Here is a 16,593-nt window from a genome sequence, read left to right on the forward strand (position 1 = left end):
GAAAATACCAAAACGCACACCTCCTTGCAGAGGTGTGCGTTAACGAGGCAAACAACGGCTAAAGATTATTAGCGTGCTGCCTGTTTCTTTTTCTTATCATCAGTTTGCCCATCCGGCTGGTTGCCCTTTGTCCGAGTAGGGAGGTTGCGTGTGCCGAATAAAAACATCAGCGTCATTATGGCTGTCGCGACCATGCCTGCTCGAGTCGCGTTCAGACGCGCAGTTTTGTAAACCTCGCTGAGCGCCGGAACATCCCCCTGTGTAATTCCGTGATCTAACATTAGCTTGGTAAAAGCATTATCGCTTAGGTAGGGAATTACGGTGATTTCAGAGACTTTGGTGCGAGTATCGATGGATAAATGATCGTCGCTACGCGCGGCCCCTTGAACGGCCATGGTGACGGTGGTGAGCATTACCATGCCGCAAACGGCAACGCCGATAGCTTGCCCAACGTTACGTGACGTTGCTTGTACGCCACCCGATTGTTGGGCATCGCGTGGAGGAAGACCACTAGTTACGATATAGCTTGAATAGGCGGAAATGGTGCCCATGCTGATACCAATCAAACACATACCGACAGGTACGATTGTTGAATAATCAGAGGGCTGGAACCCAAAAATACATAAAATAGATCCTAGCGTGCCGATTAATAATGCAGCCTGACAGAGGCGCTTAGGATTGGCATTTTTGTAGATGACCGGTAGGCCAAGAGAGAAAAAAACCACGCCGAGAGCGAAAGGTAAAATCATTAATCCAGTTTGAATACCGTTGAGTCCTGCAACCACCTGCACAAAACTGACGGTGACAAAGATGCCAGAACCATAGGCCAAAAAGATAAACGCGGTGAGGTATAAACCGTTACGTACCTGTGGGGTAGCTAAAAATGACATCGGTATCAGTGCACTTCCCACTTTTGCTTCGCGATAGCGTTCCCATTTCAGCATAACGGCTAGCACAACCAGCCCGAATAATACTAAGAACGGCGCAGGGCTCAGGCCTGCAACGGTGAACGGCGCATTGAATGGTGTAAACAGTCCCCAACTTGACACTTTTAGGAAGCCGAGGATCACGCTAAACAACCCAACAACGGTAAGTAGCACGCCTAACGCATCGAATTTTAACTTACGCTCTGGTTTGGCTGGTGTAGGAACTAAAAATGAGCCAGCAAAGATAACAATGCATAAGCCAGCGATGGCGGCGAATGCGGTACGCCAGCCCATGTGATCGACTAATAAACCACAGATAATGGGGCCGGCTGCAAAAGAGACTCCGCTGGCAGCACCGATTGCACCAAAGGCAACGGCCTGCTGTGAACCTTTATAATTGCTCGCGATAAGTCCTAAAACTGAGGGGATCATGAAACTGCCACCAACGCCGGAGAGTAGGCGAGCTCCGTAGGTGAAGATTTCCATATTAGGAGAGAAAAAGGCGGTGAGCTCGGCTAAAAAGAGCAATGAACAACCGATACGGAAGGTCTTTTTCCACCCAATGATAAGACCAATCATCCCTGCGGCCACCATGAGTGAACCGGCGGCTAATGAATACATGGCGTTGGCTATGTTGATGAGATCCATTGATGCGTGAAGATCTTTAACCAATGCACCCGTGGCGATGCTCAGCGTGGCGTTGTCGCCAGATGTTGAGAGCTGAGCTAGGCATAAAACCAGTAGAGGTAGCCATTTGATGGTCGTTGATGAATCAGCAGCGTTGGCAACCGCGGGTGTTGCGATTGAGGACATAGTTATAACCTTTAAAGGTAAATTTAGGGCGCAAGCCGTTAGCCAGCCTGCTGTGCAGGCCGGTATGAGGTGAAAAAGGTAAGAAAGACCGCGTATTGCTTAGTTTTGAATTGGCTGTAAGCGCCCGCCCAGTACGGTTCCCCAAATCTCAATGTCTTTAAGCTTCATCGGTTCAATAGCGAGTGGGTCTTGTTCAAGGATCGTGAAGTCGGCGTATTTCCCGCATTCGATGCTGCCGATGAGATGGTCGACTTTCATCGTATAGGCCGCACCGACTGTCATGGCATGTAGAGCCTCAGCGACGCTGATTTTCTCTTTTTCGCCCAGCACTCTACCGCTGGCAGTAACGCGGTTGACGGCACACCAGCCGGTAAATAGTGGGTTAATTGGTGTGATACCACAGTCGCTGTGGAAGGCAAATGGAATGCCGTGACGTACGGCGCTACCACAGGCGTCCATGCGGTTGGCGCGTTCTGGTCCCATGGTTTTTGCGTAATGCTGGTCGCCCCAATAGTAGATATGGTTACTGAAAAAATTCACGCACATGCCCAGACTTTTGATGCGTTTAAACTGATCCTCTCGCAGCATCTGAGCGTGCTGCATGGTGGCTCGGTGATTGGCTGCAGGGATCCGGTTAAGCGTTTTTTCGACTGCCTGAATGAAGGCTTCAGACGCTTCGTCACCGTTACAATGGCAATGAACCTGATAACCACGAGACATAATCTCATAGACCTGTTGTTCAACAACTTGTGGCGTGGCGTTCCAAGCGCCGTTATGTCCAGTTTTGTAATAGCCGGGTGATAACATACGGCCAGAGCCACCTTGAATAGAGCCATCTAAAAAGATTTTCATTGGACCGAAGAGCATTTTTTCATGGCCGTGTTTCATTACATCTGAAGCGAACTCAATGGCCTCAACAAACGGCTTTTTCACAAACGGAGGGCCATAAGCGACTAGCAAGCGAATAGGGAAACTGTTTTCCCGCGTCATACGAATGTAGTTCGCGGTGAGTTCTGGATTGCTGAAATCGGTTAGTCCCATGTCTGCTGCGCTGGTGCAACCAGCACGGAAAGCTTCTTGACCAAAATTACGGATCGCTTGTTCAGTGGTAAGTGCATCCCAGAAGCCATATTTGTCGAGAATCGGCCCCATCGCCGCGAACTCTACGAGCTCACCATGCAATGTGCCATCTTCATTTTTGACTACGCCTTCAATGGCGCTGTCATCAAAAATTCCACAGTCATGCAGAGCACAGGTGTTGGCCCCCATCAAATGGATGCTCATGTGGATCACTGCAACTGGACGGGTGGTGGAGACTTTATCCAGATGCTGGCGGCCAAGTTTCTCACTGCCAAAATAAATGGGATCTACGCCCCAGGCGATCAGCGGCGCATGGGGATCGGTCATGGTGCGTTCGATGGCTTGTAACGCGGTGACCACTTCGTCGAACGACCGGCAGCCTTGCCAGATTTTTCCCGTATAGTCAGGGCGATCGTAATATCCAACATATGGGAATTGCCACATACCGCCGCCGGTGGCGTGGGAATGGGCCTCAATAAGCCCTGGCATCACAATTTTATTCGCAAAGGTGTTATCGAGCGTGTATTCGCCCCAGCCTTCCAGCTCTTCCAATGTGCCGACGGCTAAAATTTTTCCATCACGAACGGCAACGTGTGAGGCTTCGGGCTGAGAAGGGCACATCGTGATAATTTTTTTTGCTGCGTATATTACGGTTTGGTTTGTCATCAGATATTGGCCTGTAAATATTGAGCTAATCGGATCTGCCCTTTGTTTTAACCAAAGCATAGGCAAATTTAATTTGGCTATGCTAGGAGGCTTATTGGTTGTATAAAAGAGCCAAAATGGTGTGATTTTAAGGTGCCAATTTGTTGTCAAACTCATCCGCGTATTTGCAGCTTCAGCTCACAGGAATAAAACTTGAGGCAGGACGAAAACGCAGCCAGCAGTTGTATCTGTTGTTACGAGAGCTTATTGCCAGTGAGCCGCTATGTGGCGGCAGTAAGCTACCGGCAACGAGGGAGTTAGCGAAGATGCTAGGCGTTTCGCGCAATACCGTGATGAATGCCTATGAACGACTGTTTGCTGATGGATTTCTTGAAACCCGAGTGGGCGATGGTACCTATATCACTTTAGCAGGCAGTGGCACTCGGGGGCAGGCCCAACCATCACCTCCCTTAAACCCGCCACTTCATGCAGGGCTCCGTCTGCCGATTGCACAGCAATTTAACCGTCATATCGTGCATGACGGTTTGCCTTCAGCCTTTCGTATTGGGTTACCGGCGCTGGATTTGTTTCCCTTTGAAACTTGGTCCCGTTTACAGAACCGTTTTTGGCGTAGAGAACCGATTCAGCATATGGGGTATGGCGATCCTGCCGGTGATATACAGCTTCGAGAATTGATTGCCCACTATTTGCGAAGTGCACGCGGATTGGCGTGCGATCCTGCACAAATTCTAGTCACACTTGGGGCACAGCAAGCCATCATGGTGTCTGCGGCGATGTTGTTGAGGGCTGAAGATGAAGTTGTGATGGAAAACCCCTGCTATTGGGCTGCTGCTGGGGCATTCTCATGTTTAGGGGTGCACATTAACGCCGTAGGCGTTGATGACGATGGGCTACTAACGCATCAGCTCGCGCAGATCCCTAAAGCTAAAATGGCCTATGTATGCCCCTCTTGCCAATATCCAACGGGGGTCACCATGTCATTACCCCGTCGATTAGAACTGCTGAATTGGGCAATAGAGCGAGAAGCATGGATTTTAGAGGATGATTATGACGGTGAGTATCGTTATAGCGGCACCCCGTTGATGCCATTGGCTGCACTTGATCAAAGTAACCGCGTGATTTATATCGGTTCATTTTCTAAAGTCATGTACCCCGGATTACGTTTGGGCTACATGGTGGCACCTCCACAGTTGGTATCACAGCTCACACTATTGCGCACGATGGCTAGTCGTCAGCCGCCGATCAACGATCAGCGGGTGATGGCTGATTTTATTGCTGAGGGTCACTTTCAGCCGCATATTCGCCGGATGCGCAGGGCTGGTCAGCTACGGCGCGATGCGTTGCTAAAGTCATGGTGTCAGCACCTTAGCCATATAGGTTCAATGCCGGAGGTGGCATCGGGTTTACACGTAACCATCCGGTTGCCCAATTTTGAACGCGAACAAACGCTGGTGGCGCAGGCCATGAGTGCGGGCATTGAGATAACCCCCTTAAGTTCGTTATGGCTGCCGGAGTCGGAAGAGAACGCTAACCACTACGGTCTTATTCTGGGGTTTGCGGGAGTGAGTGAGAGCGCCATCGAACGTGCTGTTTTGAAATTAAAAGATATTTGGCGCTAGAGTTTAATTCATGTCATTCATGATTCATCGATGGAAGCGATAACGAGAGTTGTCGTATGTTTTAACAAATTTCACCGCCTATCGTTGGTTTACAGGTTTTTTTTACCAATGAAATTTTTATCCAGTTGTAATTTAAAGCTTAAATGAATTTAGTCATACCTTTTATCCTAAACAAATGTGACTTAGGCGTTGAGATCGTTTGTGGCAAATGAAAGGTTCGGGTATACTACTGTCCCGTCTTGGTTCTTCCATCGTCTTTAAACCTAACTCTCAGGTTCAGCATGACAACTAATTATATTTTTGTGACCGGCGGGGTTGTATCCTCTCTGGGTAAAGGCATTGCCGCAGCCTCCCTGGCGGCTATTCTTGAAGCCCGTGGCCTCAACGTAAGCATGATGAAACTGGATCCGTACATCAACGTCGATCCGGGCACGATGAGCCCTATCCAGCACGGGGAAGTTTTCGTCACCGAAGACGGCGCAGAAACCGATCTGGATTTAGGTCATTACGAGCGTTTCATCCGTACCAAAATGTCCCGCCGCAATAACTTTACTACTGGCCGCATTTATTCTGATGTGCTGCGTAAAGAGCGTCGTGGCGATTATCTGGGCGCGACCGTTCAGGTTATTCCTCATATCACTAATGCAATCAAAGAACGCATCCTTGAAGGTGGCGAAGGTCACGATGTGGTTCTGGTTGAGATCGGCGGTACCGTCGGTGATATCGAATCCTTGCCATTCCTCGAAGCTATTCGCCAAATGGCGGTAGAAGTGGGTCGCGAGCACACCATGTATATGCACCTGACTTTGGTGCCGTATCTGGCGGCGGCTGGCGAAGTGAAAACTAAGCCTACTCAGCACTCTGTAAAAGAGCTTCTGTCTATCGGTATTCAGCCTGATGTGCTGATTTGTCGTTCAGATCGTGCTGTTCCTGCGAATGAGCGCGCAAAAATTGCGCTATTCTGTAATGTTCCTGAGAAAGCAGTTATTTCTCTGAAAGACGTTGATTCTATTTATAAAATCCCAGGCCTCTTGAAATCTCAGGGACTTGATGATTACATTTGTAAACGATTCAGCTTAAACTGTCCTGAAGCAAATCTGGCAGAATGGGAACAGGTGATTTACGAAGAAGCCAATCCTGGTGGTGAAGTGACCATCGGTATGGTCGGTAAATACATCGAATTACCGGATGCCTATAAGTCTGTTATTGAAGCATTGAAGCACGGCGGCCTGAAAAATCGCGTTACCGTGAACATCAAGCTTATCGATTCGCAAGACGTAGAGACCAAAGGCGTTGAACTGCTGAAAGGTTTGGATGCGATCTTGGTACCGGGCGGCTTTGGCTACCGTGGTATCGAAGGCAAAATCGCTACCGCACGCTATGCGCGTGAAAATAATATTCCATATCTGGGCATTTGCTTGGGTATGCAGGTTGCTCTGATGGAGTTTGCCCGTAACGTGGCAGGCATGGCTGATGCGAACTCAACCGAGTTTGTACCAGACTGCAAATATCCAGTGGTTGCGCTGATTTCAGAATGGCGTGACGAAGAAGGCAACGTAGAAGTACGTACAGAAGAAAGCGACCTAGGTGGCACGATGCGTTTAGGTGGACAACAATGTAATCTGGCCGACGGAAGTTTGGTTCGTCAGATGTACGGTTCACCCACTATCGTTGAACGTCATCGCCATCGCTATGAAGTAAACAACATGCTGTTGAAACAGATTGAAGCTGCGGGTCTGCGTGTGACCGGCCGTTCTGCGGATAACAAGCTGGTGGAAATCATTGAGCTGCCAAACCACCCATGGTTTGTCGCCTCTCAGTTCCACCCAGAGTTTACTTCTACGCCGCGTGATGGACATCCGTTGTTCGCTGGTTTTGTGAAAGCGGCCGGTGAGTACCAGAAGCGTCAGGCAAAATAAGTGAATATACTGGTAGGCGCGAAGCATCGGTTTCGCGCCTGTCGTCTGGAGTTTTTAGTTTAACTTGTATCGAGGAAAACCTAATGTCCAAAATCGTTAAAGTCATTGGTCGCGAAATCATCGACTCACGCGGAAACCCAACTGTAGAAGCTGAAGTTCATCTGGAAGGCGGCTTTGTCGGTATGGCTGCTGCACCATCAGGTGCTTCAACGGGTTCCCGTGAAGCGCTGGAACTGCGTGACGGTGACAAATCCCGTTTCATGGGTAAAGGCGTACTGAAAGCCGTTGCCGCTGTAAACGGCCCAATCGCTCAGGCGGTTATGGGTAAAGATGCGAAAGACCAGGCTAACATCGATAAGATCATGATCGATCTTGATGGTACAGAAAACAAATCCAAGTTTGGCGCTAACGCTATTCTGGCTGTTTCTCTGGCTGCTGCTAAAGCTGCTGCTGCCTCTAAAGGCCTGCCGCTGTATGCGCACATCGCTGAACTGAACGGCACTCCAGGCAAATATTCTATGCCTCTGCCTATGATGAACATCATCAACGGCGGCGAACATGCCGACAACAACGTTGATATCCAAGAGTTCATGATCCAGCCTGTTGGCGCTAAAACTCTGAAAGAAGCGGTTCGCATCGGTTCTGAAGTGTTCCACAACCTGGCTAAAGTTCTGAAGTCTAAAGGTATGAACACTGCTGTTGGTGACGAAGGTGGCTACGCGCCAAACCTGGGTTCTAACGCAGAAGCGCTGGCTGTTATTGCTGAAGCGGTTAAAGCAGCAGGCTACGAGCTGGGTAAAGACGTTACTCTGGCTATGGACTGTGCTGCATCTGAATTCTACAAAGACGGTAAATACGTTCTGGCTGGCGAAGGCAACAAAGCTTTCACCTCTGAAGAATTCACCCACTTCCTGGAAAACCTGACCAAAGATTACCCAATCGTTTCTATCGAAGACGGTCTGGACGAATCTGACTGGGATGGCTTCGCATACCAGACTAAAGTACTGGGCGACAAAATCCAGCTGGTCGGTGACGATCTGTTCGTAACCAATACCAAGATCCTGAAAGAAGGTATCGAAAAAGGTATCGTTAACTCCATCCTGATTAAATTCAACCAGATCGGTTCTCTGACCGAAACTCTGGCTGCAATCAAAATGGCTAAAGACGCTGGTTACACTGCAGTTATCTCTCACCGTTCAGGTGAAACTGAAGATGCTACCATCGCTGACCTGGCTGTTGGTACTGCTGCAGGCCAAATCAAAACTGGTTCTATGAGCCGTTCTGACCGTGTTGCTAAATACAACCAGCTGATTCGTATCGAAGAAGCTCTGGCTGCACAAGGCACCCCAGCACCATTCAACGGTCTGAAAGAAGTTAAAGGTCAGTAATTCGTTACTGAGCACGTTTTTTTAATTAAAAACGACTTCATTAAAAAACCCGCTCATGAGCGGGTTTTTTTTATTCGGTATTTTGTATGCAGAAGAAAACAACACGACTAACTATCAGGTTGTTGCTTCATCTTCATACGATCGCAGGATTTTATAAAGCTCGTCTTTCAATCTAAGCTTCTCTCGTTTCAATCCTGCAATTTGTTCATCAAACGGGGCTCCTGGCCGGTTTTCAGCCCTTCGGATCGTGTGATCCAACTGGTTGTGCTCATGAAAGAGCGTGGCAAAACGGACGTCTTCTGTTTTCAGTCTTGAGATAAGATCTCGATACTCTGGGAACATATGCACTCCTTTTTGTCAAAACCTAGAAGTACTATGCCACAAAAACTCTGCTTATTTTGTAATCGATATCTCAACGTGTTCGATAAAGCGTAAAGTTATGTCTTTATCACCGCCGTTTCTCCTCTCTTTTATGCCATCTAATTCCGTATAAAAAATAGTCTTTGCGTATCTTTATAAGATCTCTCACTAGAATTATGAGTCCCTGCAACAACTGATGCTTAATTGTGACGTTAGATTGAATTTTTATGCTGGGAGTAAAATTTTATTCGCAATGGTATTGAGTTGGTATGCTTTGTTGTGTATTTTTATGCATTAAAACTGCATAAATAAAATATCTTACGTCAGGGGAAAAGACATGTTGAAGAAAATGGTTTTGGCTGGCTGTTTTATGGCTGCAATGATGGGGAGCTCTTTTGCTGCACAACAAACCTACGTTGTGGGCTCTGGTGGTACCTACCGTCCATTTGAGTTTGAAAATAGCCAGAAGCAATTGGAAGGTTTTGATATCGATATCATCAAAGCGGTCGCTAAGGCCGAAGGGTTTGATATCAAACTAGTCAATACGCCGTGGGAAGGCATTTTCGCCACGCTAAACTCAGGCGATCGCGACATTATTATTTCAGGCATCACCATTACCGATAAGCGTCAGCAGATGGTCGACTTCTCCGCGCCTTATTTCCCTGCCGAACAATCTATCGTGGTACCGAATGGCTCAAAAGTAGATTCGGTTAATGCGCTGAAAGGACAGAAGGTTGGGGTGGTGAACTCCAGTACCGGCGACATCGTGGTGTCTGAGGTATTAGGCAAAAACAGCACTGATATTAAGCGTTTCGACAATACGCCGCTGATGCTGCAAGAGTTGTATGAGGATGGTCTAGGCGCGGCGGTTGGCGATGTGGGCGTGGTGAAGTACTACATTAAAAATCATCCAGAGAAAGAATTCAAACTGGTTCCCGATAGCAAATTTGAACGCCAGTATTTTGGTATCGCCGTGGCAAAAGGCAACCAAGAATTACTCGGAAAAATTAATGCCGGCCTGAAGAAAATTGTGGCCGACGGGACCTATGCCAAGATTTATACCCAATGGTTTGACGCGAACGTTCCAACGCTGCCTGAAAAGTAAACGCTGTGGGTTGCGCTTATGGACTGGGCGCAGCCGGTATAGCTGTTATAACTTGCTGTCATAAATAGAAAAAATGCAATAAACAGGAAAGTTGTATGACCGGATTCCGTTGGGAAATCATTCAGGAATATGCCCCGCTGTTTGCTGAAGGCGCGTGGATGACCATTAAATGCACCATTATCTGTGTGATTTTAGGCACGCTTTGGGGATTAACCTTAGGCTTAGGAAGAATGGCTAAGGCTGAAAATGGCCCGTGGCGCTTCGTGTTGCGTTATTTTGTACAATGGCCTGTCCGTGTCTACGTGAGCGCTTTCCGCGGCACACCGTTGTTTGTACAGATTATGGTGGTGCATTTTGCCCTTGTTCCTCTGTTGATAAACCCGCGCGACGGTGTTTTGGTGACGAGCGGGCTGATGTCCGTAGATTTTGCCCGTATGCTGCGCTCAGACTATGGCGCATTCCTCTCGTGTATTGTGGCGATTACGCTTAATGCTGGCGCTTATGTGTCCGAAATTTTCCGTGCGGGTATTCAATCTATCGATCACGGCCAAATGGAGGCCTCGCGCGCACTCGGCATGAGCTGGGGTAAAACCATGCGCAAAGTGATTTTGCCGCAGGCGTTTCGCCGGATCCTCCCGCCGCTAGGAAATAACGCGATTGCTATCGTTAAAGACTCTTCACTGGCTTCCGCTATTGGCTTGGCCGATCTTGCGTACGCTGCGCGTACCGTGTCTGGCGCATATGCGACTTACTGGGAACCCTACCTAACGATTTCAGTGATTTACTGGATGCTAACGTTCATCCTGTCGCTGCTGGTGCAACATATGGAAAAGAGGTTGAGCAAAAGTGATTCACGTTGATAATTTGCAGAAGCAATTTAGTGAAACGCACGTGCTGCGTGGGATCTCTTGCGATATCAAACCACAGGAAGTGGTTTGCATTATTGGCCCGTCGGGATCGGGGAAAAGCACGTTTTTACGCTGCCTCAATGCTCTAGAAAAACCAGACGGCGGCGAAGTGTCGGTTAATGGTTTTGACGTTCATAACCCTAAAACAAATTTAAATAAAATGCGCGAAAGCGTTGGCATGGTGTTTCAGCGTTTTAATCTGTTCCCCCATATGACGGTGTTAGACAATCTGATTATGGCACCGATGTCGGTGAAAGGGATGTCGCGTGCCGATGCGCTCAAGCGCGCTGAGGTTTTGCTAGATAAGGTGGGTCTGCTCGACAAAATTGATGCATGGCCTGCTAGTTTATCTGGCGGGCAGCAGCAGCGCGTGGCAATAGCACGTTCTATGGCGATGGATCCCTCGATTATTCTTTTTGATGAGCCGACGTCTGCGCTTGATCCTGAGCTGGTTGGCGAAGTGTTGGAAGTGATGAAGAAGCTGGCGCTGGAAGGAATGACGATGGTGATCGTGACTCATGAAATGGGCTTTGCCCGTGAGGTTGCCGACCGTGTGGTATTTATCGACCAGGGTATTATTCAGGAAGAAGGTACGCCGGAGCAGATTTTCACCGCGCCAAAGAATCCACGCACGGCAGCATTTTTGAGTAAAGTTCTTTAGACAGACCCCACCCTAACCCTCCCCTTGGCAGGGGAGGGAACCGATTAGTGATGCCTGCATTAACTCGCTCTGCTCCTCCCCTGCGAAGGGGGAGGCTAGGTGGAGATATTAGCTGATGAGCTACACATCCGCCTCAGTTTCAGCATTAAAACCATTCACAGATTGACCTTTCGGTTTTCTCACCCAAATCCACCATGCCAACGTCAGCAGCGCCATCCACACCACACCTACGGCGAGAGCAACTCGGCTGTCTTCAAAATATCCGAGCAGCGCAATAACGAAGGCCATGAAGATGATGGTTAACGCTGGCGCTAACGGCCAGAACGGTACGGGAAATTTCAGCGTGGCGACTTCTTCTTTGCTCATCTGGCGGCGCATAGCAACCTGAGAAAGCAGGATCATCAGCCATACCCACACTGTGGCAAAGGTAGCGATAGAGGCAATAATCAAGAAGACTTTTTCTGGAATCAGATAGTTCAACACCACGCCCGTGAGCAGTGCAATCGCCATCACCAGAACCGTCATCCATGGCACGCCGCCCGCGGTTAATTTGGTAAAGCACTGAGGCGCTTGCCCATCTTTTGCCATGCCATACATCATGCGACCAGCGCCAAAAATGTCGCTGTTGATGGCCGATATTGCCGCGGTGATGACCACTACGTTGAGGACGTGAGCGGCAGAACTGATACCCAGACTTTTAAAGATTTCAACGAACGGGCTGCCATGCTGACCAATGCTGTTCCATGGATAAATCGCCATTAATACCATCAGCGTGAGGACATAAAACAGCAAAATACGCACTGGAACTGTATTGATGGCTTTAGGGATTACCTTGGCCGGATCGCGGGCTTCGCTCGCCGTTACGCCGATAATTTCTATCCCACCGAAGGCAAACATCACCACCGCTAGCGAAGCGATGACGCCGGTAATGCCGTTTGGCATAAATCCGCCGTGCTGCCACAGATTACTAAAACCCGTTGCCTGTTCATGCTGACCGAAACCAAACATCATAATGGCGCCGCCGCCGACGATCATGGCGATAATCGCGACCACTTTAATCAGCGAGAGCCAAAACTCCATTTCGCCAAATACTTTAACGCTGCACAGGTTTAACGCACCGATAAAGCACACGATACTGAGCACCCAAATCCATTGGGAAACATCGGGGAACCAGAGGCCCATGTAGATGCCGAAGGCCGTGACGTCAGCCATGCCGACAATCACCATTTCAAAAGTATATGTCCACCCGGTGATGAAACCGGCTAAGGGGCCAAGATAGCGGCTGGCATAGTGACCGAAAGAGCCGGATACCGGCTGATGTACCGCCATTTCCCCCAGCGCGCGCATCACCATGAAAACAGCGAGCCCGCCCACTAAGTAGGCTAATAAAACCGCGGGGCCGGCGAGTTGTATCGCGCCCGCAGAGCCGTAAAACAGACCGGTGCCGATGGCAGATCCTAAGGCTAGAAAACGAATGTGGCGTGCGTTCAGACCACGTTTGAGGTGCGAGGTGTTGTGCGGTTGCAGGGGCGATGTTTCATTATTATTTTGCATGTTTTATCCCGTCATATTGGTCGGCAGGTACAGATTACCGACGCAGGGTATAGAATATATACCCCGCGTGCTCTTACTTTTTGCAGATAATGAGAGAGGACTTAGGCTTGGCTAGGCAGCAGCGCGCTAGGAATGAGCGCTTTGAGCTGACCGGAACCTAATAGCTGGCTGGCGGCTTCAATGTCGGGGGCGAAGAAACGATCCTTGTCGTAATAAGCCACGCTTTCGCGTAACAGCTGACGTGCTTGTTCTAACCGTGGGCTGGTTTTTAAACCGTTGCGGAAATCTAACCCTTGGCAGGCAGAAAGCCATTCAATAGCCAGAATCCCACGCACGTTTTCTGCCATTTCCCAGAGTCGACGACCGGCTGCCGGTGCCATCGATACATGGTCTTCCTGATTAGCAGAAGTCGGTAAACTATCAACGCTGGAAGGATGCGCGAGGGCTTTGTTTTCGCTGGCTAGCGCGGCCGCAGTGACCTGAGCAATCATAAAGCCAGAGTTAACGCCGCCGTTGTTCACCAAGAATGGCGGCAGCTGTGACATATGCTTATCCATCATCAGCGAGGTTCGGCGTTCAGACAGCGCACCGATTTCAGCTAACGCCAGCGCCAGATTATCCGCCGCCATGGCCACTGGCTCGGCGTGGAAGTTTCCGCCAGAGACCACGTCATTTTGCTCAGCGAAGACCAGCGGGTTATCGGAAACCGCGTTAGCTTCAATTTCTAATACCGCAGCGGCCTGACGGATTTGCGTTAAGCAAGCTCCCATCACCTGTGGCTGGCAGCGCAAGGAGTAGGGGTCTTGCACTTTTCCGCAGTTGTGATGGGAATCCGACACTTCGCTGCGTTCACCGAGCAGATGGCGGTAGGCTGCGGCGCTGTCGATTTGGCCAATTTGCCCACGCACGTCGTGAATACGGGCGTCAAACGGGCTGCGTGAACCCAGCACGGCTTCAACGGTTAAACCGCCGCACACTAACGCAGAGGCATACATATCTTCTGCGTCGAAAAGGCCACGTAGCGCATAGGCGGTTGAAACCTGTGTGCCATTAAGTAGCGCCAACCCTTCTTTGGCTGCCAGTTGAATCGGCTTCAAACCGGCTTTCTCCAGCGCCTGCGTGGCGGGTAGCCATTCACCTTGATAGCGTGCCTGGCCTTCACCCAGCAGCACCAGACTCATGTGCGCCAGCGGGGCTAAATCCCCCGAAGCGCCGACGGAGCCTTTTACCGGAATATGTGGATACACTTCGGCATTCACCAAGGCAATCAACGCGTCCAGCACTTCTTCACGAATCCCCGAGAAGCCACGCGCTAGGCTATTGATTTTCATCACCATGATTAAGCGTACGATCGCGTCATCGTTAGCGCTGCCTACACCCGCCGCATGTGAAAGTACGATGGAACGCTGAAGGTTTTCTAAATCGCAGGTTTCAATACGTGTTGAAGCTAGCAGGCCAAAACCGGTGTTGATGCCGTAGGCGGTACGGCCTTCGGCTACGATACGCTCAACGCAGGCCACGCTTTGACGAATTGGCTCACGCGCGCTGCTGTGCAGTTGAATATGCACCGGATGATGATAGATTTCACGCAACTGGCTAAGGGTAATTTTTCCTGGCTGAAGCATTAATTCGTACATTATTTTTTCCCCTGAGCGGAGGTAATCATTGGCAGGTTTAATCCCTGCTCGTGTGCGCATTCAATGGCGATCTCATAGCCAGCATCCGCATGACGCATCACGCCGGTAGCGGGATCGTTGTGCAGTACGCGGGCGATGCGTTCAGCGGCTTCATCGGTGCCATCACACACGATAACCATGCCAGAGTGCTGAGAGAAGCCCATTCCCACGCCGCCGCCGTGATGCAGTGAAACCCATGTTGCTCCGCTGGCGGTGTTTAATAATGCGTTCAGCAGTGGCCAGTCGGATACGGCGTCCGACCCATCTTGCATGGATTCTGTTTCGCGGTTTGGGCTGGCAACCGAGCCTGAGTCTAAGTGGTCGCGACCTATCACAATAGGGGCAGATAGCGCGCCGCTGCGAACCATTTCATTGAAAGCTAAACCTAACTTAGCGCGCTGGCCTAAACCAACCCAGCAAATACGCGCTGGCAGCCCTTGGAAATGAATGCGCTCACGCGCCATATCCAGCCAGTGATGCAGGTGTTCATCGTCAGGAATAAGTTCTTTAACCATGGCATCGGTTTTGAAGATATCTTCAGGATCGCCTGACAATGCCGCCCAGCGGAACGGACCTACGCCACGGCAGAACAGTGGGCGAATATAAGCAGGGACAAAACCAGGGAAATCGAAAGCGTGAGTCACGCCCATCTCTTTGGCCATCTGGCGGATGTTGTTGCCGTAGTCAAAGGTAGGAATGCCCATCTTTTGGAACGCTAGCATGGCTTCAACGTGCTCAGCCATGGACTCTTTAGCGGCATTCACCACGAATGCAGGCTCGGCCAGCGCTCGCTCGCGATATGATTCCCATGTCCAGCCTTTCGGTAAATAGCCATTGAGTGGGTCGTGCGCGCTGGTTTGGTCAGTCACCATGTCTGGGCGTACGTCGCGACGAACTAATTCAGGCAGAATTTCTGCCGCATTGCCGCACAGAGCAATAGAGATAGCTTTGCCCGCCTCGGTATAACGTTTGATACGTGCCAGCGCGTCATCCAGATCGGTTGCCTGTTCGTCGACGTAGCCCGTTTTCAGACGAAAATCGATACGGCTTTGCTGGCATTCGATGTTTAATGAGGTCAGCCCAGCCATGGTTGCGGCTAACGGCTGAGCGCCACCCATGCCGCCTAAGCCTGCGGTCAGAACCCAACGACCGGTCAGATCGCCGTTGTAGTGTTGGCGGCCTGCTTCCACAAACGTTTCATAGGTACCCTGAACGATGCCTTGGCTACCGATGTAAATCCAGCTGCCCGCGGTCATTTGGCCGTACATAGCCAAGCCTTTGGCATCGAGCTCATTGAAGTGTTCCCACGTTGCCCAGTGTGGTACCAGATTGGAGTTAGCAATCAATACGCGCGGTGCATTGCTGTGGGTTTTGAATACGCCAACGGGTTTGCCAGATTGCACCAGCAGAGTTTCGTCGTCGTTTAAATTTTTCAGTGTTTCAACGATTTTGTCGTAGCACTCCCAGTTGCGTGCAGCGCGCCCGATGCCGCCATAAACCACTAATTCATGAGGGTTTTCTGCCACTTCAGGATCGAGATTATTCATCAGCATGCGCAACGGCGCTTCGGTCTGCCAGCTTTTGGCATTGAGTTGAGTACCACGCGGGGCGCGGATGTCGATTTCACGCAGTCGGTTTGGAAGAGTCACTTTTATTTTCCTTTCGCGTTATCAGTTCAGATATCAGGATTTACTAGTTAACTAGTGTTTAACAAAAGCTGTTATTGATTAACATATACTTGTATAGACAAGTATATGCAAATAGATTTTATACGCGTGATTTAAAGGAATAAGGACGTGTAGAAGAAAAGTATTTGTAGATAAAACAACGAATTAATTTCTTAATTGTGAAGGATTTTAGGCGATAGCGACAGGGCTGGTTGTATAAGAATTGGGAAGGGGATCACAGGTGGGGGAGT

At 49.7% G+C, this 16,593-nt stretch carries 12 protein-coding genes; 6 read left to right on the top strand and 6 right to left on the bottom strand.

All coding sequences use genetic code 11. From position 1 onward, the window contains the following. Nucleotides 1-68: 68 nt before the first annotated feature. A complete protein-coding gene (locus tag U0008_RS05205) occupies nucleotides 69-1,739 on the bottom strand; it encodes an MFS transporter (RefSeq protein ID WP_051874086.1) in 1,671 nt (556 codons plus the stop codon). Nucleotides 1,740-1,838: 99 nt separating this feature from the next. Beyond that, nucleotides 1,839-3,485 (bottom strand): amidohydrolase, encoded by a 1,647-nt coding sequence (locus tag U0008_RS05210; RefSeq protein WP_043491518.1) that lies wholly within the window; start codon nucleotides 3,483-3,485, stop codon nucleotides 1,839-1,841. A 143-nt stretch (nucleotides 3,486-3,628) separates the two neighbouring features. Between U0008_RS05210 and pdxR the strand changes: the two genes are divergently transcribed. The 3 genes from pdxR to eno all read left to right on the top strand — a co-directional run bounded on the left by pdxR (nucleotide 3,629) and on the right by eno (nucleotide 8,411). Beyond that, nucleotides 3,629-5,104: a MocR-like pyridoxine biosynthesis transcription factor PdxR gene (pdxR, locus tag U0008_RS05215; protein WP_226929917.1), complete on the top strand. Its 1,476-nt coding sequence runs from the start codon at nucleotides 3,629-3,631 to the stop codon at nucleotides 5,102-5,104. A 281-nt stretch (nucleotides 5,105-5,385) separates the two neighbouring features. Beyond that, nucleotides 5,386-7,023 (top strand): glutamine hydrolyzing CTP synthase, encoded by a 1,638-nt coding sequence (gene pyrG, locus U0008_RS05220; protein WP_025800558.1) that lies wholly within the window; start codon nucleotides 5,386-5,388, stop codon nucleotides 7,021-7,023. Nucleotides 7,024-7,106: 83 nt separating this feature from the next. Next, a complete protein-coding gene (gene eno, locus U0008_RS05225; RefSeq protein WP_025800559.1) occupies nucleotides 7,107-8,411 on the top strand; it encodes a phosphopyruvate hydratase in 1,305 nt (434 codons plus the stop codon). 114 nt (nucleotides 8,412-8,525) lie between these two features. Here the strand turns inward: eno and U0008_RS05230 are convergent, their stop codons facing one another. Continuing rightward, on the bottom strand, nucleotides 8,526-8,753 hold the full coding sequence (locus U0008_RS05230) for an HP1242/YdcH family protein (protein WP_025800560.1): 228 nt from the start codon (nucleotides 8,751-8,753) through the stop codon (nucleotides 8,526-8,528). Nucleotides 8,754-9,108: 355 nt separating this feature from the next. Between U0008_RS05230 and U0008_RS05235 the strand changes: the two genes are divergently transcribed. The 3 genes from U0008_RS05235 to U0008_RS05245 all read left to right on the top strand — a co-directional run bounded on the left by U0008_RS05235 (nucleotide 9,109) and on the right by U0008_RS05245 (nucleotide 11,445). Next, nucleotides 9,109-9,876 carry a basic amino acid ABC transporter substrate-binding protein gene (locus U0008_RS05235; protein ID WP_040044484.1) on the top strand — a complete coding sequence of 256 codons (768 nt, stop codon included), beginning with the start codon at nucleotides 9,109-9,111 and terminating at the stop codon, nucleotides 9,874-9,876. A gap of 95 nt (nucleotides 9,877-9,971) precedes the next feature. Continuing rightward, a complete protein-coding gene (locus U0008_RS05240; RefSeq protein ID WP_025800562.1) occupies nucleotides 9,972-10,736 on the top strand; it encodes an amino acid ABC transporter permease in 765 nt (254 codons plus the stop codon). Continuing rightward, on the top strand, nucleotides 10,723-11,445 hold the full coding sequence (locus U0008_RS05245) for an amino acid ABC transporter ATP-binding protein (RefSeq protein WP_043491522.1): 723 nt from the start codon (nucleotides 10,723-10,725) through the stop codon (nucleotides 11,443-11,445). The genes U0008_RS05240 and U0008_RS05245 overlap by 14 nt, the downstream gene beginning before the upstream one ends. 120 nt (nucleotides 11,446-11,565) lie before the next feature. Here the strand turns inward: U0008_RS05245 and U0008_RS05250 are convergent, their stop codons facing one another. The 3 genes from U0008_RS05250 to hutU all read right to left on the bottom strand — a co-directional run bounded on the left by U0008_RS05250 (nucleotide 11,566) and on the right by hutU (nucleotide 16,324). Next, nucleotides 11,566-12,999 carry an L-histidine transporter HutT gene (locus U0008_RS05250; RefSeq protein ID WP_040044486.1) on the bottom strand — a complete coding sequence of 478 codons (1,434 nt, stop codon included), beginning with the start codon at nucleotides 12,997-12,999 and terminating at the stop codon, nucleotides 11,566-11,568. A 101-nt stretch (nucleotides 13,000-13,100) separates the two neighbouring features. Further along, on the bottom strand, nucleotides 13,101-14,636 hold the full coding sequence (hutH, locus tag U0008_RS05255; RefSeq protein WP_043491525.1) for a histidine ammonia-lyase: 1,536 nt from the start codon (nucleotides 14,634-14,636) through the stop codon (nucleotides 13,101-13,103). Continuing rightward, on the bottom strand, nucleotides 14,636-16,324 hold the full coding sequence (gene hutU, locus U0008_RS05260; RefSeq protein WP_043491526.1) for a urocanate hydratase: 1,689 nt from the start codon (nucleotides 16,322-16,324) through the stop codon (nucleotides 14,636-14,638). The genes hutH and hutU overlap by 1 nt, the downstream gene beginning before the upstream one ends. Nucleotides 16,325-16,593 lie beyond the last annotated feature (269 nt).

The organism is Hafnia alvei (assembly GCF_034424155.1).
GTDB classification, from domain to species: Bacteria; Pseudomonadota; Gammaproteobacteria; order Enterobacterales; family Enterobacteriaceae; genus Hafnia; species Hafnia alvei.